20 protein-coding genes and 2 pseudogenes are annotated in these 20,179 nt (G+C 50.5%); 17 read left to right on the plus strand and 5 right to left on the minus strand.

From position 1 onward, the window contains the following. The first annotated feature begins 226 nt into the window (after window positions 1–226). The 9 genes and pseudogenes from LIX15_RS08635 (at window position 227) to LIX15_RS08670 (ending at window position 8,817) form a co-directional block, all read left to right on the plus strand. Window positions 227–1,069, plus strand: a complete 843-nt coding sequence (locus LIX15_RS08635) for a CPBP family intramembrane glutamic endopeptidase (RefSeq protein WP_227773339.1) — start codon at window positions 227–229, stop codon at window positions 1,067–1,069. Window positions 1,070–1,244: 175 nt separating this feature from the next. Further along, window positions 1,245–1,628 (plus strand): annotated as a pseudogene (locus tag LIX15_RS08640) (transposase); the annotation flags it as partial. Between the two features lie 614 nt (window positions 1,629–2,242). Continuing rightward, window positions 2,243–2,878: an ATP-grasp domain-containing protein gene (locus tag LIX15_RS08645; RefSeq protein WP_227773340.1), complete on the plus strand. Its 636-nt coding sequence runs from the start codon at window positions 2,243–2,245 to the stop codon at window positions 2,876–2,878. 130 nt (window positions 2,879–3,008) lie between these two features. Then, a complete protein-coding gene (locus LIX15_RS08650) occupies window positions 3,009–3,416 on the plus strand; it encodes an SWIM zinc finger family protein (RefSeq protein ID WP_227773341.1) in 408 nt (135 codons plus the stop codon). Between the two features lie 168 nt (window positions 3,417–3,584). Continuing rightward, a complete protein-coding gene (locus LIX15_RS08655) occupies window positions 3,585–3,905 on the plus strand; it encodes a hypothetical protein (protein ID WP_227773342.1) in 321 nt (106 codons plus the stop codon). Between the two features lie 385 nt (window positions 3,906–4,290). Next, the gene (locus LIX15_RS08660; protein ID WP_227773343.1) at window positions 4,291–5,718 is read left to right on the plus strand and encodes an MATE family efflux transporter; all 1,428 of its coding nucleotides are present in this window, start codon (window positions 4,291–4,293) and stop codon (window positions 5,716–5,718) included. A 558-nt stretch (window positions 5,719–6,276) separates the two neighbouring features. Then, a complete protein-coding gene (locus LIX15_RS33970; RefSeq protein ID WP_486327115.1) occupies window positions 6,277–6,393 on the plus strand; it encodes a DUF8118 domain-containing protein in 117 nt (38 codons plus the stop codon). 304 nt (window positions 6,394–6,697) lie between these two features. Continuing rightward, a complete protein-coding gene (locus tag LIX15_RS08665; RefSeq protein WP_227773344.1) occupies window positions 6,698–8,254 on the plus strand; it encodes an oligosaccharide flippase family protein in 1,557 nt (518 codons plus the stop codon). Window positions 8,255–8,625: 371 nt separating this feature from the next. Then, window positions 8,626–8,817, plus strand: a complete 192-nt coding sequence (locus LIX15_RS08670) for a hypothetical protein (protein ID WP_227773345.1) — start codon at window positions 8,626–8,628, stop codon at window positions 8,815–8,817. A gap of 253 nt (window positions 8,818–9,070) precedes the next feature. Here LIX15_RS08670 and LIX15_RS08675 read toward each other — a convergent pair whose 3' ends face one another. The 3 genes from LIX15_RS08675 to LIX15_RS08685 form a co-directional block, all read right to left on the minus strand. Further along, window positions 9,071–9,862, minus strand: coding sequence for a DUF2182 domain-containing protein (locus tag LIX15_RS08675; protein WP_227773346.1), 792 nt, complete (start codon window positions 9,860–9,862; stop codon window positions 9,071–9,073). Between the two features lie 32 nt (window positions 9,863–9,894). Further along, the gene (locus LIX15_RS08680) at window positions 9,895–10,506 is read right to left on the minus strand and encodes a DUF1326 domain-containing protein (RefSeq protein WP_227773347.1); all 612 of its coding nucleotides are present in this window, start codon (window positions 10,504–10,506) and stop codon (window positions 9,895–9,897) included. A 672-nt stretch (window positions 10,507–11,178) separates the two neighbouring features. Then, a complete protein-coding gene (locus tag LIX15_RS08685) occupies window positions 11,179–11,688 on the minus strand; it encodes a hypothetical protein (RefSeq protein WP_227773348.1) in 510 nt (169 codons plus the stop codon). Window positions 11,689–11,838: 150 nt separating this feature from the next. On the opposite strand from LIX15_RS08685, the gene LIX15_RS08690 reads away from it, so the two are divergent. Then, entirely contained in the window at window positions 11,839–12,048 is a 210-nt protein-coding gene (locus LIX15_RS08690) for an SWIM zinc finger family protein (protein ID WP_227773349.1), read from the plus strand. Window positions 12,049–12,427: 379 nt separating this feature from the next. Here the strand turns inward: LIX15_RS08690 and LIX15_RS33150 are convergent, their stop codons facing one another. Further along, entirely contained in the window at window positions 12,428–13,435 is a 1,008-nt protein-coding gene (locus LIX15_RS33150; RefSeq protein WP_368410619.1) for a DsbA family protein, read from the minus strand. A 362-nt stretch (window positions 13,436–13,797) separates the two neighbouring features. Here LIX15_RS33150 and LIX15_RS08700 point away from each other — a divergent pair, with 362 nt between their 5' ends. The 7 genes and pseudogenes from LIX15_RS08700 (at window position 13,798) to LIX15_RS33625 (ending at window position 17,680) form a co-directional block, all read left to right on the plus strand. Further along, entirely contained in the window at window positions 13,798–14,463 is a 666-nt protein-coding gene (locus tag LIX15_RS08700) for a potassium channel family protein (protein ID WP_227773351.1), read from the plus strand. 870 nt (window positions 14,464–15,333) lie between these two features. Next, window positions 15,334–15,510 (plus strand): hypothetical protein, encoded by a 177-nt coding sequence (locus tag LIX15_RS08705; RefSeq protein ID WP_227773352.1) that lies wholly within the window; start codon window positions 15,334–15,336, stop codon window positions 15,508–15,510. 97 nt (window positions 15,511–15,607) lie between these two features. Further along, a pseudogene (locus LIX15_RS33615) lies at window positions 15,608–15,883 on the plus strand (DUF7344 domain-containing protein); the annotation flags it as partial. Between the two features lie 60 nt (window positions 15,884–15,943). Next, complete coding sequence (locus LIX15_RS08710; protein ID WP_227773353.1) at window positions 15,944–16,300, plus strand: hypothetical protein; 357 nt, start codon at window positions 15,944–15,946, stop codon at window positions 16,298–16,300. Window positions 16,301–16,335: 35 nt separating this feature from the next. Further along, complete coding sequence (locus tag LIX15_RS33620) at window positions 16,336–16,404, plus strand: hypothetical protein (RefSeq protein ID WP_425556762.1); 69 nt, start codon at window positions 16,336–16,338, stop codon at window positions 16,402–16,404. A 485-nt stretch (window positions 16,405–16,889) separates the two neighbouring features. Beyond that, window positions 16,890–17,183, plus strand: coding sequence for a GNAT family N-acetyltransferase (locus tag LIX15_RS08715; protein ID WP_227773354.1), 294 nt, complete (start codon window positions 16,890–16,892; stop codon window positions 17,181–17,183). Window positions 17,184–17,548: 365 nt separating this feature from the next. Continuing rightward, on the plus strand, window positions 17,549–17,680 hold the full coding sequence (locus tag LIX15_RS33625) for a DUF7503 family protein (RefSeq protein WP_425556757.1): 132 nt from the start codon (window positions 17,549–17,551) through the stop codon (window positions 17,678–17,680). Between the two features lie 109 nt (window positions 17,681–17,789). On the opposite strand, the gene LIX15_RS08720 is transcribed toward LIX15_RS33625, so the two are convergent. Continuing rightward, window positions 17,790–19,265, minus strand: a complete 1,476-nt coding sequence (locus LIX15_RS08720) for a hypothetical protein (RefSeq protein ID WP_227773355.1) — start codon at window positions 19,263–19,265, stop codon at window positions 17,790–17,792. Between the last annotated feature and the right edge of the window lie 914 nt (window positions 19,266–20,179).

Below are 20,179 nucleotides of genomic sequence, written 5' to 3' on the forward strand. Positions count from 1 at the left end.
CGGACTTAATTTCCCCCGCTCAACCTTTCCATTCTCGCGCAGAGTGTTGAAAGACCATGAGTACGAAACAATCCGCAGATCTACATATCGGCCTGTAGAAGAGTGAAAAACGCTGTGAGCAACCCCCTTATATAGAAGATTATACATAGAATGATATGTGACTCGTGCAAATCATAAGAATCCAACTGCGGACAACGGCGGACATCGTGATCCAAGCAACGGACGATTGGGATTAGCTTGGCGAATCGCCTTTGTATTCCTTGTAGTGATTCTCATCTGGCTCCTCATCCTACACGTGAACCGAGTTGTGTTCGGCCCCGGCTACGACCGCCTTGGCCACGTGGTAAGCGCCCTCCTCTTAACCACACTAACCGTTCCAGCAGTTGTGCTTGCCCGACGGTTCCTCGACAAGCGGCCGTTGCGAGGACTCGGGATTCCACCGCTGCGGACGGGATTGCGCTCATTTTGCATCGGCATAGGGTGTTACCTGATTCCGGCCGGTATTGGACTGGGTGTAGCGCTCGCCCTCGGCTGGGTTGATATCTCTCTCACCACGTCTCTTACTACTCTAGCAGGGATCCTCCTCGGCCTCATCGCGCTCGTGTTCCTGTCTGAGGCGCTTCTGGAGGAGCTCATCTTCCGTGGGTACATCTATCGCAACCTTAATGGCTCACTTCCTTGCTGGACATCTGTCGGCGGTCAGGCACTTCTGTTTAGCCTGTGGGGGATCTCCATCGGGGCATTCCTCACGACTGAACGCATTGTATTCTTCTTTTTCGTAGCGGTCGTGATCGGGATGATTCGAGCCATCACCAACGACACCTGGGCGTGTATAGGCTTTCACCTGGCCTTTCAGACCGTTCAGCAGCTCTTCACTGGACCATGGGCTAGCGATGCGTTTATCGTCAGTGCTTCGGGGACACTGGAACGGGTCGTATTCGGGCTCGTTCCAATTGCACTTGCCGTTTTAGTGCTCGAACTTATTGTAGGCAAGGACACTGACTGGAGTGCGCGCCATCCCGATACCGTTCCGATAGAACGCGATCGGTCTGGTGAGCAGCGATACTGAGAACCACTTTTTCGAACCAAGTTTCTCAACGATATGCTCATTACGGAAGTGCGAGGGGAAAGCCCCGCCCTTTAGGGCGGGGATGAATCCGACAAACGATGACACAGACCACCGTCGATAGCATGGCCTGATATTCCAACAGATACCTAATCAATCGCACCCAATTACAGTTGTAATGGTCACGGTGACTGTCACCGCGAAGTTCCACAATCCATCCCTCTCACGGCGGAAAGAGTGGCAACACGCCACTCGTCTCTACCGTGACACCAAACAGTTCTGTATCGACGAATGGGAGAACGGCGGCTTCGGGAAATCCGTGACCACAGCCAGCATCGACAACGACCTCTACTCGGCCATTCAGAACCAAGCCATCCGAGAGGCGAAATCCGACCACAACAAGGACGGAGAGGTTCGCTACCGAGAGAGTCACCCGTTCGCCGTCAACAACCAGAATTGGGAAATCGACACGACCGAGAACGGCACAGTCGTCGTCGGCTTCCCGTGTATCTCCCAATGGTGGTACACGCCCATTGAAGTGTACGACGACATTGCCGACCCAGGGCTACACGCGCTGGAAAGCACGTCCTTGGTAACAACTGGACGGCAACCTTCGACGTCCCACGCGAAAGCGTACTTGAGAACCGAGGAAACGCGCAACCTGAATATCCTCTTCGAGGAATCCTCACCCTTTAGGGCAGGGAGGATTTCAAGCATATCGACTGAACGGGCATTTCAAGCTGGGCTGTATATGGAGAACAGGGTTTCAACAGAGCCACCTTTTTCAGCACTCGGTCAACGTCTTCGTCGGCAATTGGTTTGAGTTGAGGGCAGGTATCACCCTCATTTACTACCAAGCACTCTACCCACTTATTATAGATGTCCCTCAAAAATGTCTATATTATATTATATATGTTCCGACTGTTTCGGGATACTCTTCAATATCTACCAGGATAATATGTACCACATGGAGCTTTCCAAAACCGCACCGCCGATGAGAATCCACACGATTGAGCCGCCTCCAGATACAGTTCCATGACGACTTCAGCCAACCGGCTAAGGATTGGGATCTCGTATTGGCCAGACCGTGGAAACGATGTTAAACTTGAACTGCTCGACAGGCTTCGGTCGTGGGCAACAGTCGTACTACTGAATCCCAGAGTTGAGCATCCCGATATGGATGAACTCAACCTCGACTTCTATCATATGGCACACTGGAATCCGGCTACGCTTGCAGACCTCAAGCGTGCTCGTGCAGCAGGGGTACCAACATTAAATAGCTACGAAGGAGCACACATTACGGCCGACCGCCTCGATTGCTATCGGACGCTTCGACGAGGCGGTGTCTACGTCCCGGAATTCCAATACGGTCTAGCGAAAACAATTACACTTCAACCGCCTGCCATCGTGAAATCCAGAAGTGAGTTCCACTCTGATAGCCACGAGTTTACGATCCATCTCGCCGGTTCGTATGACTTCCCTGACGAGCAAATGGTCGAAAAGTATGTCGTCCCACATCGAAGCTACAAACTGTTTGGTATCGGCGATGAAGTTCGAGTCGTTAGACTGCCTCGCGGCGACGGTCTTCCTGTTGAACAACCAGTTACTACAAGTCTTGTTCGCTATGTTGGTCAGGTCCAGAATTTGTTCGACCTCTCTCTGTTCGAGTTAGATATTCTCATTCACAAAAATATCTATGTTATTGATGTCAATCCTGCGGTGAATCTCTATGGAATTACTGACGGAGCGGCACTGTATGAAGAAGCAATTCGGGCAGCTATCGAGAATGATCAGCGTTGTCGACGACAGTGAACGCCACAATCGAAAGTCTGACCAGTGTATAGTTTAACATAAAGAGAACGGTGCCCTCGGGCGTGTTGAAACGCGCCGGGTGCTTAGGACCACCCGGCACCGGTCTTCCAAATGCCACGGCTAGAAGACCATGAGTACGAAACCGAGCGCAGGACTTGAATCTGACGAGACGGCCCAGAAACCCGCACAGGCCGAACAGTTCTCCTACAGCATTGAAGTCCCCGGAATGGTCGACGTGACCAACGAGAGTCACGAGAACCCTGCAGACCATCAGTACACCGTCTCCATCGACGACGTGACCGACGAGCTGATGGCCTGCACGTGCCCGCATCATATCCACTGCAACGCCTACTGCAAACACTTGGCTGTTGTCGCCGAACGTAACGGGAGTCACGAAGTCGCCGCCTTCAACACCAACAGCGACAACATCAGGGACAGCCCACGTCAATTCATCGTCCTAATCACACGATCGGGCGATCTCTGGCTAGGCGGCGGGAAAGTTGACGACCCCACCTCGATCCCTGACTACAACGGTTGAGTAATCAAGGAGGGGTGATATTCGCATAAAGTACCGCGGGGACACGCCCTGAGGCACTCGCCTCGGTTATTTGTAGAAAGTTATCGAGAATGGGCACGTAGTTATTAGAACCACTACAAAAGCTGTCTTCAGCGAACTCTCAAATAGCGTAATCACGTTCGTTCATACATGGCCTACTACCTCATTCGTGCCCCTCCAGATGCTGGACTGCCACCGGAACAGCATAATCAGCTATCGGACGGAGAACTTGAACCACCGCGCCTGTCCGGACCAGCACTCACCGTTGCGCTCCGCGGCACGCGTTTCGATGCCGAAACTGGCAATGCGGTATGGGAGAAAGAGAACTATTGCCGACCGCTGCTCGCCCAAGAACACAATGCTGTGCTCGATAATTTCGACGCAATCCGTGTCAAACAGATCAGTCGGGGGGACGGCTGGAAGGAGATTAAGGTACTCCCATCTCTTTGGGCACATTCACATCCTTCGTAGCGATAACCGACCACACGCTCACCAGCCTCGTGCTCGAAGGATTTGTACAGGACGGCCGGAAGCCAATTCAGCCCGCCCGCCCTGTCACCAAACGGTTCCAAGAGGAGAGAGTGTGATACAGAATTGTTCGTATGACGGGTGCTCGAATGCACAGTAACGAAAATAAACTAACAGATATGTATCAACGACGGAAGCGAACAGCGATGGGAGACATGGGAGAGGCAGTGATGTCCTGCCAGAGGAGGATGACCGGAGAATGGAACGGTACTTCGACGGCGCTTCATACGAGAAAGAGAGGAATCGATCACGATCAGCCATGTGAGTACATAGCGATCAGTTCTCCGACACCGATTCGAGAGCAGTCGATCGTGGACGAGGTATTGCGGTGAGCGTCCGCGACCGTCTTGGAAGCGTTTTCAAAACGCGTGAAGAGTTCGACCTCACCTCGGGCGGCATTGCCCGGCCGTTGTTCTATCTTTCGTTACCGATCGTCGTGACAAACCTGCTCCAAACGGCTTACAATCTCACAGATACATTTTGGCTCGGCCAGTACAGCACAAACGCGCTCGCCGCGATCAGTTTCGCGTTCCCCATGGTGTTTCTGCTCATCGCGCTCGGAATGGGACTATCGGTCGCTGGCAGCGTCCTTGTTGCTCAGTATACGGGCGCTGACGAACAACGGCAGGCGGGTTATGCGGCGTCGCAGACCGTTGTCTTCTCCGTGGTTGCAGCGTTGCTGATTGGGAGCGGAGGATACCTCGTCGTCGGGGACTTTCTCGCACTGCTTGGTGCCTCACCAGCCGTATTGCCCCTTGCGACATCCTATATGCGAGTTATCTCCTTGGGACTCGTGTTCATGTTCGGCTTTTGGATTTTCGTCGCGCTGATGCGAGGCTATGGCGATACGGTGACGCCGATGCTCGTTATGTTCGGATCGGTCGCCGTCAACATCGTCCTTGACCCGTTCTTGATTTTCGGGTGGGGGCCGTTTCCCAGACTGGGAGTGGCAGGTGCGGCATACGCGACGATCTTTGCACGCATGCTTGCGATGGTCGTTGGACTGAGTATCCTGTTCCACGGGTCTCACGGACTCCAAATCCGACTTGGACAGATGGCTCCTGATCTATCGTATCTACGGAAAATGCTCAGAATCGGTGTCCCGGCGTCGGTCGAAGTCACGGGGCGGGCACTCTCGGTCAACTTGCTCTTGATTATCGTCGGCCTCTTCCCGACGACGGTCGTCGCTGGGTATGGAATCGGCGTCCGTGTCTTCTCGGTGATCTTTCTCCCGGCGATCGCAGTCGCTCGCGGTGTCGAGACAATGACCGGACAAAACATCGGTGCCGACGAGCGTGACCGCGTCGCAGCGACGAATGATTTCGCAGCCCGGGCCATGTTCTTGATTCTAGGTGCTGCGGGCATCGTCGTCTGGCTGAGTGCGCGCCCTGTCGTCGCCGTCTTTACCACCAATCCCGCGGTCATCGACGTGGGTGCAACCTTCTTGCGGTATGTTGCGCCAACATTCGGGTTCATCGGTGTCGTCCGCGCCTACACCGGTGGCTTCCGAGGAGCCGGCAAAACGTTGACCGCCGCAGTTATCTCGGTATTGATGCTCGGTGTAATCCGCCTCCCGGTTGCCTGGATCGCCTCCCGTCCATTCGGAGCGGAGGGCATCTGGCTCTCGTTTGCAGTTTCGAACGTCACTGGTGCGGTTATCGCGTTTCTGTGGTTCAGTCGGGGTACCTGGCGGGAGGCAGATCTCACCGATGAACGACAGCATGTCGACTCAGCACAAAGTGCTGTGAATGACTAACGCACAAGCCTCGGTCGGTATCTTATCTTCCCGTCACGCCTCGATAAAGGCGTTGAGACAGGTAAACGGTTGACGTTATCAATGATTCCTGTCTTCTGCTCAAAATGCCATTCACCACAGCTCCGGCAAATGAATGCGTGCCGCTTGTTTACGACCCCAAGTGACGAGTATTCTTTCTGGTGGAGGACACCACCAACAAACAGCAGTGGTTCCGGAGACGTGAACTCCATATTACATAACCATGTGATGTAAACATTTCTCTAAACCGATAGCAGTGATATGGGAATCGGGCAATTGGTATCTTTCCCAACCTAAATCACTTAGGTGGCCACCTGTGCCTCGTCATCAAGATCCCTAGCGTATCGCCGATGCAGTCAAAGATAGTTAGGATGAGACCAGATTCAATCGAGGCAAAGAACAGTAGAACGCAGGGCTGACGACGAATCGACACCCCCGGTGGTTCCTAATGTTAGAGTTCCGCTGTTGACTGCGGTCGAAACCGCGACGAACGACGGCACGCTGTCGGCGTTCCCATCGGACGACGACTAAGACGAGCGTATCAGTAGCCCATACACTGGCTACGACAAGTACGGCACTGTCGATCACAAATACTGGACATGTGAAGACTGTGGCGCGGAAGCCACCCGGAAGGGCGCACTCACCGACTGCTGTTAACCCACTCACTTCTTCCATTTATGTCACGCCAATCGACACTGATGGATGTAGCCGTCCAGCGAACGCTCACCGAGTGGTTAGAACCACCTAATGAGGACGACATACCGACAACTGAGCGCGATGATGATAGTTAGTTTCAGTGCAAATCCTCATCAGTTACAATTGAGCCAGTGTGGTCAAGATTCACACGCTAATCGTTTGTTCGATTACTTTTAAGAGTACGAAGTCTCGGTTTCCCTCCCGTTTGAAACCTGATAATGGTAATAATACTTTTAAACTATTATGTTTATAGTAGACTGAGATAATGGATCGAAGTATTTTGAGTGGCTTTTTGTCTATCGCTGGGGCAAAGATACTCACACTTTTCATTGGTCTTTTAACCACCCCATTGCTGTATCGCTGGCTTGGCGTCGAAAAGATCGGCATCTACTATGGTCTCCTTGCGCCATTCTCGCTATTTATGATCTTCATTAGCTCTGGAGTGAGTGATGGTGTCCGCAAATTTCTCGCCGAGAATCGATCAGTTCAGCGCTGGACGTCTCACGTCGTTGGGTTCTACTTTCGATTAGCGCTCGGATTAGCACTCCTTGGAGCGGCCGTTGTGACCTTTCTAGCATGGAGTGGTGTACTCACGCTCATTTTTGATCCCGGATACGAGGTATACTTCTATCTGCTTGCGCTTCTTGTCGTTACGAGTCAGTTCCGAGAATACGCTCGTCGGACGTTGATGGGATTTGGTCTTGAACGGTATTCCGAACCCTTGCTGATATTGCAGAAAGTCACATTCGTTGGTGTTGCTCTCACGCTCATTCAGTCGGGGTACGGTGTTACTGGCGCTCTTGCGGGCCAGATTACCGCAAGCACAGTCGTCGCCATTATCGGCCTCATTCTCATTAATCAACAAATATCTTTGAAAAGTATCTTCAAATTCTCACCATCTCAGTTTCCTCGGCGAGAGTTGCTCACTTTCAATTCGCAATCAATCGTGCTCATCCTCTTTCTCACATCGCTTTACCAAATTGACCTTCTGATGCTTAATATTTTGACTTTCCCAGAGCAAGTCGGATATTATAAAGGCGCACTCGAATTAGCGGAATTTCTCTGGTTTATTCCACTTGCGCTCCAAACCGTCTTTGTTCATTCCACTTCAGAACTCTGGGCGCAAGGCCGGATTGACAAAATATCAACTCTCTCTGCACGCACAACCCGATACGCACTGCTCATAACTGTAGTGATGGCGCTGGGACTCGCTGCACTAGCGACCGATGTAGTACCGGTGTACCTCGGTGCTGACTTCCGGCCAGCGGTAACGCCACTTCTCCTCTTACTGCCGGGCGCACTTGGATTCGCTATTGCTCGGCCTATTCTCGCAATCAGTCAAGGCAAAGGTACGTTTACATTCCCCATCCTTGCGACCGGCACCGCTGCCGCAATTAACCTTGGACTCAACGTTCTCTTGATTCCCCGATATGGAATGCATGGTGCAGCTATCGCAACGAGTATCGGTTATGGCTCAATGTTCATCTTCCATGTCTGGAGCGCCCGAAAGGTCGGTTTCAACCCACTCTCGGATGCTCGCCTTGGTAGTATTGTTGTGACCACGCTTCTCGCAGGGCCACCGATTCTTGCACTCCCACACCTCATCACCCACTCCATCATTATGGCTGGCTTTACGCTCCCACTCTCCCTAATTGTTGTTCCACCACTCGGACTTGTGATCTACCTCTCGTGTGCGTTCGTTACGGGAGCACTCGGTGTTTGTGAAGTTCTTCGGACATTGTCTGAATTCCCCGCGCCACTCGGATCAATTGCACATCAACTCCGGTGCCAAACGCCACTCCTCTCTTCGAAATGTAAGTAGAATCGATTCAATAAACTAGCATGCGATGAGGTGTCGAGAAGTACAACTCTGTAACGGACGCAATCACGATCATGCTCACGTGGGACGCTTTAGAAAATCACGGCTGGGAGCAATTCAGTTCGACGGTGCGCCATGAGTTGATCCACGCAAGGTAGTTCCACGAGTTCGGCCAGGCAGGCCACGGGCGAACATTCGCTCGTGGGACCGACGCCCTCGACACAACGCAAGTACTTCGAACGATTTAAAGCCCGAACTGGTGGGTAATCTGCGAGGATTGTGACGGACGAATTGCGCCCGAACGTCGTGAAACACTTTGGGGAGTACAGTTGCGGCGATTGCGGCGGATCGCTCCGCGTCGAGGAGGCCACCGAATGAGGCACGAATACCGCTGTCCGCGCTGTCAGCGGCTTGTTGGGACGATGACGGCGGCTGGCCCGTCGCGGGTCTACCTAAGTCCGTGCGGGTATCGGGTCGCCACTCCCGACGAAGTGCTTGAAATGGGCGATCTGCACTCACCACGCCCTGATGTGTGGGTGACGGACTTCCTCGCTGAATCTAACTGACTCCTGCTGACGTTTTCGGCTCTCCTTCACTCTTTCATTCGTTTCTGGTTGGTACAGTCGCTAACACAGGTTAGTAAATTATACTAACCTACACGGTTCTGCTGAAGCTCTCAGAGCGTGACAAGAATGGTGTGCTGAATAGAGAGGGTGTAGTCAACAGCCGGTTCAAGTATTCTACTCGTTCAGATTTCGGTAAAACTCCCGTGCGAACTGACCTCCAAAATAGTGACAGGGTTCATCTCACTCCAATGCGCTACAATATCGTGATCAGAATGACGGCAATCTCGGCGATACCAGCGAGGGTGCCGACCACATGGGCGAGCTGCCGGCCCCATACTACGGTTCGTTCGAGCGACAGTACTACCGTGATGAGCGCCATCCAGACGATGTTCATCGACCCCACGACAACCATAAACGCGAATAGCGCCCAACAACACCCGATGCAAAAGATGCTGTACTTCCAGCTCATCCGGATGGCACCCCGAATTCCCGGCCGATGGTGACTCATGAGGAACCCGAGCGGTGACCGACAGTTCCGCAGACAACGGTCTTTGTACGGCGACAGCTGGTATCCCGCCAGAAGCACCAACGTTCCGCCCCATAGGAACCCGCCGTGAGTGTTTGCAAGAGGTGCGACTGGCACCACCGCGTTGACCAGGAGAGGAACGACCCCTGTAAGCGTCCATACGAGCGCGTACGTCCCCAAAACTACCCCGATCCGCGCGACTTTGCCTGCGGTTGACGTTCCTTCGAGCGTCTTGTAGTAGAGCCGGAAGAGGGGCACTGACGACGGATACATCATCGCGATCATCATCACGCCCCACATGAGCAGATAGAAACTGGCACCTGCCACTCCGTTCGAGAGCGCCATCGCCTCCGGCACCCCTGGGTCGGACATCTGCATATTCATCGCGCCTCCTGGCATCGGGAGCCAACGGCCAACGATCGCCACCCACGCGAGCAGTGCGATCACGTAGGTGACGAGTGCGACAGCAGGGAGGCGGCGGAGGTCAAATCGTTCCGGGAACGATTTGGGTGTGGACATGGTTGATCGACTGGAAAATTATCCCACCGACGTCAGGCGTTCGCCAGTTCGAAATCACAGAGGAATGCGTTGTTTTCCGAGACATCCCACGTGAACTCGTCATTGTACGATACGGTGGCGGTAGTGGATTTCCCAGCATTCATCTCCGTGCTCTTGTTGAACGGATGCGGCGCGATCGTTCCGAGTTTCTCGTTGAAGCCGCGTTTTCCGACCACATCCATGGAGACGCTGTCGCCGATTTCGACCGAGAAATCCGCACCATCCCGAGTGAACGAGAACGGGGCGGTCGCAACCTCGGCGCTTTCGACGTGCGTATCGGCGGCGACCGCAAAGACGCCACCAGCTCGACCTAGGTAGATATCTTCGAGGGCGGCCTGTTGGTCATCGTCGGCCGTTTCATCGGTGAGGAGCACCGCATGCCACTCAGTGCCCGGATCTAATAGGACTCCCTCCTCGCTGCGGACGAGCAGCGCCGTGTGGAGTCCGTTCAGATCGACGTCGCCGTACTGGCCGTCCGTAATGTGCCAAACACTCGAGAACGTACAGCGGTTATCGTCCGGGGGCTCCATCCAGAGACACTGGCAGGCGACGTCACAGTTACACGCTTCCACGTAATCGCCCGTGATGATCCATTCTTCTGTCATGGTGTTCTCCCCAACCCACCCGTCTAATACGACGTGAAGAAAACCGGTTCTCAGTGCGAGTTGGAGTATCCAATTTCGAGTGGGTATGCTTATAGTTACCGATTACCATGATAGTCTGTGTTCGTCGGGGGCCGATTATCTCCATCAACTTCTGAGAGAAACAAATACAATAACTACGCACACTGTATATGACACCAAGGTCAATAAATCTCTATGACCGATACGCGCCCTGTATTCAGTCCAACCGGTTCCTTACTACTGACAGTCTGTCTGCTGATCCACGGAAGACAGGCTGTTGGACTGAACTAGCCTCTTCACAGCAGGGAGTTCCACGCTGGACAATTCTCTCGATCATCTCTGGATTCAGTCTGTTCCTGCCGATAGTGGGATGACAGTCCCATGGTTCCAACAAGTTCAACCAATGTTCTGCCCGTTGATAAACCAGTAATACAAGTGATTGCACGATCGATGAGAGCCACAAAACCCCCCATAGACCACCACTACGCGGTCTCAATCAAAATTGTGACCGAAGAGTTAATAGTCTGTATGAGTCCACGTTACGCTCGCCGCAATGTATTAAGTGAGAGAACAGAGAGGCCGGTTCCGATACCAATTACTGCTCTCTTGAAACTTCACCAATTTGTCTGCTCATACTCGCCAAAACGAGATGTTTCATTTCGTGGGTGGAATGGTGAAGTCCCGTTCGCTCCCTGTGGTCATTTTGAACCCCTTTTGCTGTGGGATTCTAAGAGTCGCTCGATACGTATACGTATTCCCTGATTGAAGTCGCCACTCATTGCTCTCCCGTGTGACTCCTTCCTTGCCATATTCGAAGGTCAACGTAAACGTCGGCCCGTGTTGATCCGTTGAATCTGGGTTCATTGGCTGCACCCGTGGATGCCAGAGTTTTACCTCTTCTCCATAACTTCCACTCATCGTTCCTTTCTTTTTATAATCAAAACCAGCCCAAACATAGTCTTTCTCCGGGAACGCAGTCACCGTCCCACACATCGTCACCTCGGTGCGATTTGCCCATGCATTTCCTGTTTGAAGCGTGTCTTCGTCGAGAGTAGATTCCGCGGCATTAGCATGCCCGATGACACCTATCGTTGAGAGTCCAACAGCACTTTTTTGAAGAAACGTTCGCCGTGTAGTCCGCGGTGGATATGAGTCACCTCTCATCAAGTTCACCACTCACGCTTACGTCTTTGTTATTCGGCGGTTTCTGTACAATCGATCAAGAGGATTCGACCGTTTTTATCATTCTCAATCTCTCGGTAATAACCTGACTGAATAGTTACCACTTGTGAAAGATTCGTACGAATGTCATAAGTGACCAATGAGAGCCACGACAAGCCCGCTGACCACCACTACGTCGTCACGCTGGACGACGTAATGGGCGATACGATGGCTTGTACCTGTCCGCACCACGTTTACCGGAGCGCGTTCTGCAAACACATGGTTGCCGTCGAAAACGCGACTGATGACGGCTCACTCAACGCATTCCCATCGGACGACGACGAGCGCGACGAGCACTTCTAAATTACTTTCACTTTTTGCATTCTTGAGACCCAATGCTATTTATGGCATTTAGGTTAAGGCGATGAGTAATTCGCTCAAAACCTATCTTGTAGATGTGAATAATTATTATGATTGGTGACGTACTACTAGTGGAAATGAAGACCCATGCCTGTTCCACATTACCCGTCAGATGAACCCGAGGAAGTGCCTCACCCAGATATCGATGGGATTATCCAGCGCATCCTTGGTCCGAAAAGACGATCCTCGCCGCCCTCAATTCGGACGTGACGCCGTTCATTCATTTACCGTATTGACGCACTCCAAGCCATTGCATTGGATGATCTCTATTGTAAGTATCTAATTAAATATCACATCAATCAGCCAATCAATATTATAACTATTAGAGTCCAAGTACATTTTTAAAAATGCTATAACCTTGCGTCCCAACGATTTTTGTTACGTACTTTTCAGATCTGAATGCGAAAAACACCGGAGTCCCAGGAACGTTCGCAGTCTTCGCCACAGAACGGTCTTCTCGGACCTGTTTGTTATATGCCTTTGATTTTGCATCGCGAACGATGACTCGTCCATTTAACCGTGTGTTATAATCGATAAACGATTTCGTTTTCGAGAGTACGTTTCTGCTGTTGAATTGACCTTGATTACTGAAGTAGTATGCCTTCAGATCCCAGAACGCTTGCTCATTCCGAGCGTGGGCCGCTTCAAGTGCATAGATTGCACGGGTTCCCCACTCCTCGACGACGGGGATCGTTCGTACTACGAACGAAAGCTCTCCTGAATCAATGTGATTACGTTTGAGGTTTGGATATGTTTTTTCTTCAAAATAAACACAATTATGGCAGGACGGATCCTCGAATGCAATAAGAGTTGCATCTGGACTAAATGGCGTCGGTCCACGCGTTGGTTCATCGAATATTCCCTTCGTCGATGGGTGGTTCGGTGCCGAGTGAGCAACCGTTGTGGTTGTTCGTTTGGTGCTAGTCGTTTGTTCGGTTGTGGAAGGGGTTGTGCTAGTTGTAGGCTCTGTCGTGGATTGAGTCGTGCTAGTCGTTTGCTCAGTTGTGGAAGGGGCTGTGGTCGTTGTTTCTGGTTCTGTTGTAGATGGTGTTGTAGTAGTTGGTTCCTGCTCTGTTGTAGACTGCGTTGTGCTAGTTGTTTCTGGTTCTATTGTGGATTCTGTTCGTTGAGTGGTTGGTGTCTGTGTTTGCAAGCGTGTTGTCTTTATTGTTGACACCGTATTCGTTGTTGTTGCGGTTGTTGATATCTGGGAAGGGCTTGTGGTTTCGGACTCATCTGACTGAGAGGTACAACCAGCCAGTAAGAGACCTGCGGGGAGTGTCGCTTTGAGAAGGGTCCGTCGATTCATCGTTATTATTGTTATTCTCATTGCATTTAGACATGCTGGCTAAATTTGATCAAATTATTATATATTTATTACGGTCTGATTATTAAATACGGTGTGACAATGACAATGAATTACTCCAGTACTCGGCTCCTTCTTCTGCACTATATCTATCGGAAATACGCAAATTCGATTGGCAACGAGTGCAAGATTATTTCGGTACAATGCTTTGTAACAGGAGTTCAAATACAATGAACGCTATTCGGAGACAATTGAGGTTGGTAGCATTACACAGATAAAAAGTTGTATAATTGTATATTGTGTCTAACGTGATCATGACTATATTAGAGTATTAATGGTCGATTGATTTGTTGATGCAAATTGTATTACATCTATGAGGGATACAGATGTCGAATGACGCTCTTCAGATAGTACTTCTAGGGGGAGGGCACGTCGGATATTATACCGCAGAACAATTAGCTAAACAGGGACACAATCTCACCATCATTGAACGCGATCAAACACGATGTGACTTGCTTCTTGAAGCTGGATTCGGTACGGTTCTTCATGGAGAGGCTGTCGATCCTGAAATCCTTGGAAATGCCGACATAGCTTCTGCTGATGTCATTGCTGGTCTCACTGACGACATTGGCAGTAATTTAGCAGTCTGTTTGGTCGCTTCGAAGATGGAAGGAGTGAGAACTGTCCTCCGGGTTGATTCACCGAGCGCACGAGATGAGTACGAAGAGTTCGTTGACCAAGTTATTTTCCCCGAAGGACTAGGCGCACTCGCAACAGTGAGTGCGATTACAGGAGGAAGCCTTCCGGACGCTGTGAATGAACTCACTGGTATTATTGACCTCTTGCAAATACAGGTAACAGAGGATGCACCGGTTGTTGAGAAAGCTATTCGAGACATTGCAGTGCCGGATGGATGCTCAATTGTTGTAGATATGGATGAAAAAATGGTGGTCAACCCTGCGACAACGCTCAAGCCCGGGATGAAGTTGCTTGTCGCGACAGAACCCACTGCTTCCAGAGAAATAGTAGAGATACTCACTGGCAATCAATAATACATTTCAGCGATGATTATATCTCGTCTAATAATTTGCGATCCTTAAAAAGAAACTGACATCAGAGCGAATGATTCTTTCGTCTCACTCCATTTTGTTTCCAGTCTCAATAGGCGTCTGGGTTCCAGATTCGCCCGCTCCCCCGGGCTGCGTTGTTTCCTCAGTTGTTGCCTGGGTTGGCGTCGGAATTGACTCACCTCATTATTATGGGCGAGGCGTTAGCGAATATCGTAGAGCCATCTGACCAACAGGAGTAGTGTTCGGTGTCAACTCCTTTCTTACCAAGCCCCCTTGTCTTCCACTCGCATTCGAGCCTTCTTTTCAAAACAGATGACTCAATGGTGCTTGCATCGGCAACCCCTGCCGTTAGGAGACTTGGGCCAAAGCTCCAAGTAGAGAACACCAATGTCACACACTAAACGGGATCATCATGACGATCGCGACGCGTGGCCAACGTTCGAACTTGAGTACACTATCGTCTCAATGTCCGGAACCGACTATGTTCATATTCAGCCTGTTGATGCCTTCCCCGGTGTGTATCCACCGTGGATTTCTATTACCGAAGAAAGTGCCGTACCATTTGAAGAGATACCATAGCCAGTGAAATAAAGAATCCGGGCATGCTGTCCACTCTCTCCCTGCATTTTTCATTTGGTCGCACTCATAGAACAGTAGTTCAAGCACGGCATCGAACGTTGTTCAACCGTCTCGCCGTGAAGACAATTGCTCTGTTCTAAAGGTGCTTGCTTATTGGATATGGAGGAATGTATTACTCAGACCCCATCACAGCCACAGCAGGGATGGCTTTTCGAGGGATTAGCCAAAAGAGCGGAGCACATCCCACACGTGGGTTCAGATGGAGGTAAATCAATGAGCGACCGCACCGACACAGAGGTCTACACACGGACAACACTCGCCCAGCGGACTGATCTTGAGTTCCCAAACGAGCATCTCGAACACCAGAGAAGAGAGGTACTGTCTCACCTGTTGATCTGTGATTCTCTCCCCTATGCAACGTTTCAATATCTGGACCTTCTTAACTTATAGAGTTATTAGTTAAATAATACTAGAAAAGGACTTTGTCAATTGAACAATAACACTTACAGGAGATCATATTGGGAAGTGCTACCACCCAACAATCACCATGTCCGAACGTCACCAGCCATCAGACAACGAGACGAACCAGCCACGAGTAACCCCCTTGTCACGGTCAGAACTCGATGTGATATTGCGAGCAGTGAATCATCCATACCGTCGCCATACCCTCTGGTACCTTGAGCAAATAACGGAACCCCAACCTGTTGCGGATATCGCTGCTGCCGTGAGTGAACGGCTAGACCAGCAACCGCCCGCCGATCGCCAGCAGCTCGCTCTAGCACTTTCCCATCACCATTTGCCTCGCCTCAACGACGCAGAGCTGATCGAGCAGCCACGTCGTGATCTCGTTGCCCCAACTGAGACGACATCTGACGCTGTGCAGATGCTCGACGCCACAACCAAGTACTTCGACTGGGGTTTTGTGGTGGTTGAGGTCGTAATCGTTGGCTCTGCCGTTGCTATGGTCGTACTAGCGATCGAGATTGTCTGTGTTTCCATGCTCGTCCTAGTCGTCGTTGGAGTCTCGTCACTGCTATCGAATCCAATACCACCGAGACAGCCTGCGAAGATGTTCGGATACGGCGCGAACATCTTGAGCGCACTCGAAAAGCCAGTTCCACCGTCAAGCGGGATGCGCGTCCATATTCGGTGGTCTTCGAGTTTGGTAAAGTCCTTAATATCACAGCTCCAAAGAAGGAAATGGGCGACCATCGTTAACACCTTGAACACAACTTTCTGATCACGATTACCGAGGAGAAGGATACAGTCTACCTCATTAGTAGTCCCAGTGAAATCACGAAGGTACGCACATGGCTCATCTCGCATGAAGTCAAAGTAGTCTAAACCAAGTTAGAGGATCCCATCGGTGTCTCCATCTGTCGCCACTTACTTTGTTTAAGTAGTTCTCGCGACAAGGAGTAGATACGAGGAAGATTTTCGCGGGCTGCTGTATTCTGTATGGGTGTATTTTATCACTCGTGTTCCGAGCTTTGAGCCTGTTTTAGTTAGTAGATTATACTAATTTGCATATTTCCAGTTCTATCCGCCAGGCGACTATCATTGACGTTTTGCTCGGTAGGGTCTCCTATGGCCTGTGAGACACCCCAGTTCAATATGCTTCACAGGGAGCGTGCCAACATATTAGAGCACACCGATACACAAAAATGCAAGAGCAGTGTCAGAATGCAATACAGTGAACACTATCCAATTGAATCGGTTTGCAATCCATCGGTCGGACTGAAACCTACAACTCGACACAAAGGCCACTCGATCGTACACACAATCTGCTAGACCAGATCTTCTATTGAAACAGAGGCCAACGATTAACTATGCGAATACGAGAAGCAGCCTCGTCAGATAGCGAGGCCATTCGGAACGTTCACTTCGACTCCATCACTGAACTCGGACTGGACGGATACACCCCAGAACAAGTCCATGCGTGGGCTCAGGGGTGCAAATCAGCAGACTACTCCACAGCCATCGAGTCGAATAAGTCATATTCCGTTGTGGCTGAAGAGGATTTTGACGCTGTCGGATTTGGATCCGTGAGCTTCGATGCTCCTGAAGAGTATGAAGCAAGGGTTGACGCTGAATCGTGTTGTGTTTTATCATTTTCAACATGATACTTTCATTATTTAAGTCATTTGTGAAATGCCGATATTGGCTCGATCCATTCTTTGATTCCCAGTTTCAGATATTATTAGAAAATTGTGCCTGATCTGGTTAGATATTTGAATATTATTAGGAGATGGCAAAGTTGAACTTTTATTTTCCATCTGTTGTTGGTCTCAACTCTACTTTGTCAACATTAAATCTTTTCTATCAATTATATAAACATAGCTTTTAAAAGTACATTTCTAATTGTTCTTTTGGGTACAGTCGAAGGTAGTAGAATCTCGTGTGTGCTCCAGGCAATCAAGATGTAGGCGCTGATTATATCGTATCAACTGGCTCATACCAAAGGTATTGTCCGTCGCTACAAGCTTTGATGAGTGAGAAAACACCCCAATCATACCTGGCAGAGAATCCCCGAATGATCGGCGTCTTGTTCATGATCCTTATCCTTTTGGGAGAAGTGGGAGCTGTTTCAGCGGGTGGAGTGGCAATATACGGGCCGTGATAAACTACTGAACAGGGTTTGAGAATTATGTGGTGCTGTATCTCTTCCCTGCTAGCGCCTTCCCCTCGGTCGGAGCTGGCTGCGGAATTGACTTAGCGGCTCAACTCCGCTAAAAGGGATCATTCCAGACGAGGTTGCCGTCTTTTCTCACTGGTACTTGATGCCAGCGGGGGTATTGCTGTATCATCTCAGTCGTCAAACGAAACGTTCGGAGTGATCCTGGCGTGAGGAAATACTGATCGTTCGGTTCGACGTACGGATAGACCATCGTCCCGATTTTGCCCTCTCGTGAAGGATACGAATGGAGTAGTACATCGATCGGTTCGTCAGTAGTTTCGATCTCACAAAGCATCGGGACTCCTTGCTCAACCTGTACTACGTCTGCACTTCCATCACCGATTATGAGATAATGACCGCCGGCGATACTCTCACCCTGAGTGATTGCAAGGGCTGCTCGGAGTGGGAATCCCAAATTGAGTAACCGTGCGACATTGTATCCGATGTGCGCGGCACCATCATTTACAACTTCACTAAATGTTACAATCCCTCCGACAGCACCTGCCTCGATAAGTGCGGTTCCCTGGTCGTACGATTGACACGCGTTGAGCAAGAAGATCGGAATCGAGACCTCCGCCAATGTCTCGGCATCAAGCCATCCATCCTGACACCGGAATCCGTCCTCGTCGATATGCCCGATATAATGGAGGAAATCGACATCAGATTCGAGAACGAGGCGCAAACCAGACGTTGAAAGATTCTCATAGGTAGTCGCGGTGAGATCAAGACTTTCACGAGATTGATACACCTCTGCTACGTTTTCGTTTGCTCCCATCTCAGGTTCATTACAAACGACTGCAATCTCGATGGCATCCGTTGTTGGTTCTTGCTCTAGTTTGTTTTCGAATGCCTTCGGTATCGCCTTTGTTGCGTTTAACGGGATCCCATCTGCGAACCACGCTTGTTCGAGTGAGTTACTGGCTTCCAAGCGGATAAACGACTGATCCTGGATTGAGTCTCCCCTTGTTTCGAAAAACGATTCTAAAACGAACGATGGGATGCTGTCGGCCGAAACGGGCGACCCGCGTGCAATTCGGATGAATCCGAGATCATGAAGAACGAATGGAATCGCGGAAACTCGGCTAGGAGTTGGAGAAAGATGGGCAGTGAGTGGCCATCGTGGCAGGAAGGGTTGAACTCTCTCAAACGGGATTGACAAATAGGCTGGAAGTTGCTCGGCAATCGGCATGTCATACAGTCTCTCGAAATCCAACTTCAGATCAACTTGCTCACGTTCGTACAAATCTATCTGATAGTATCCAGTAGTTCGTGTGAGACAGTCAAGGAAAAAAACTTGTTTAAGGAGCTTTTCGATCTCCTGCTCAAATGGAAGATCGATGAGGAGACGTTCGAAGCTCTCTGTAACAAGACGAGGTTCATCGCCCGGAACGATTTTGGCTCCGAGATAGTACGCCAGCGGCGCGGCAACGTATACGTTCTCCAACGATGGTGGTAATTCGAGTTGAATACCGGTTTCTGGCCGGGATAATTCATCAGGGATGTGTAGTTTGTCACCATATTCGATCATTGGAGGATGACCTCTGAGCGTTGGATACGATCGCTCACAAGTCGTGGTTTTCAACGCCGACGAGAGTGCGGATAGTGCTGCCATCATATTCTCCGGATCTTCTGTTGTGGTGATTGTCGTGGATGGATGGCGATGATACGAGCGAGCGCCGATATATACTGTAGGGGACTCAAATCCAAAGACGACGTCATTGATGTCTGCTGTTATTGAGAGTGGCCCGTCGACTTGAAGATAGACTTTGATCGGTGCGTTTAGCTCGATGGAGTATGTACCTGGACCAAGCTCTTCATCAACAGCAGAACCCACTTCGAGAAGAGCGTTACCAGTTGTATCGCGGACGAAAACATCAGCCCGGTTATCAAGGGTCAACTTATTCGTTGAAATTCGGATCGCCTGGTCAACAGGGAAGTAAAACCGAGTTTCATCAGCAGATATTGGAGTGACTGACGTCGATGTATCGAGATCGTATCGTCGATTTTCGATGGTATCGATGATCGTCAATCCGGATTCAGCACGTGGCCTAAAATCAATCACTGTAGTGGACTCTCTTTGGTTATCCTTTGTGGAAGGGTTACTCAAATGTATACCACACTATGGGCAAAAGTCTATCGTGAATACTGGATTATAATCGCGAGCTCCAGTGACCGGCTGTGACGCTTCGCGGTTGCTAATACATGAATGTAGGACCGTTGCTTGGACAAGCCATGGGTCGCGTGTGAGCAGAACGGAGAGTAGCACAGAGTGAGAAATGGATCGGGAGCAAAGGCGCCAGACCTACGTTGGAGCCCATTCAGGATATCAGAGGCAACCGCGCTACAACTGGGTCTTTGTGAGGTTTTGTAAATGCTTTGTGCTACTGTTCGAAAATAAGACGGTCAGATAGACAACCACAGGGGGATCTTCACTAGCCGATG

Origin of the sequence: Haladaptatus pallidirubidus (assembly GCF_020700235.1) — an archaeon.
Taxonomy (GTDB): domain Archaea; phylum Halobacteriota; class Halobacteria; order Halobacteriales; family Haladaptataceae; genus Haladaptatus; species Haladaptatus pallidirubidus.

Coding starts and splice junctions, on each gene's coding strand:
- LIX15_RS33150 (WP_368410619.1), bottom strand. CDS start 13,435: ATGAGAATAACAATAATAACGATGAATCGACGGACCCTTCTCAAAGCG.
- LIX15_RS08655 (WP_227773342.1), top strand. CDS start 3,585: ATGGCCTACTACCTCATTCGTGCCCCTCCAGATGCTGGACTGCCACCG.
- LIX15_RS08705 (WP_227773352.1), top strand. CDS start 15,334: ATGAGCGACCGCACCGACACAGAGGTCTACACACGGACAACACTCGCC.
- LIX15_RS08675 (WP_227773346.1), bottom strand. CDS start 9,862: ATGTCCACACCCAAATCGTTCCCGGAACGATTTGACCTCCGCCGCCTC.
- LIX15_RS08670 (WP_227773345.1), top strand. CDS start 8,626: ATGAGGCACGAATACCGCTGTCCGCGCTGTCAGCGGCTTGTTGGGACG.
- LIX15_RS08700 (WP_227773351.1), top strand. CDS start 13,798: ATGTCGAATGACGCTCTTCAGATAGTACTTCTAGGGGGAGGGCACGTC.
- LIX15_RS08720 (WP_227773355.1), bottom strand. CDS start 19,265: ATGATCGAATATGGTGACAAACTACACATCCCTGATGAATTATCCCGG.
- LIX15_RS08645 (WP_227773340.1), top strand. CDS start 2,243: ATGGATGAACTCAACCTCGACTTCTATCATATGGCACACTGGAATCCG.
- LIX15_RS08710 (WP_227773353.1), top strand. CDS start 15,944: ATGCTCGACGCCACAACCAAGTACTTCGACTGGGGTTTTGTGGTGGTT.
- LIX15_RS08680 (WP_227773347.1), bottom strand. CDS start 10,506: ATGACAGAAGAATGGATCATCACGGGCGATTACGTGGAAGCGTGTAAC.
- LIX15_RS33625 (WP_425556757.1), top strand. CDS start 17,549: ATGAGTGAGAAAACACCCCAATCATACCTGGCAGAGAATCCCCGAATG.
- LIX15_RS08685 (WP_227773348.1), bottom strand. CDS start 11,688: ATGAGAGGTGACTCATATCCACCGCGGACTACACGGCGAACGTTTCTT.
- LIX15_RS08665 (WP_227773344.1), top strand. CDS start 6,698: ATGGATCGAAGTATTTTGAGTGGCTTTTTGTCTATCGCTGGGGCAAAG.
- LIX15_RS08650 (WP_227773341.1), top strand. CDS start 3,009: ATGAGTACGAAACCGAGCGCAGGACTTGAATCTGACGAGACGGCCCAG.
- LIX15_RS08715 (WP_227773354.1), top strand. CDS start 16,890: ATGCGAATACGAGAAGCAGCCTCGTCAGATAGCGAGGCCATTCGGAAC.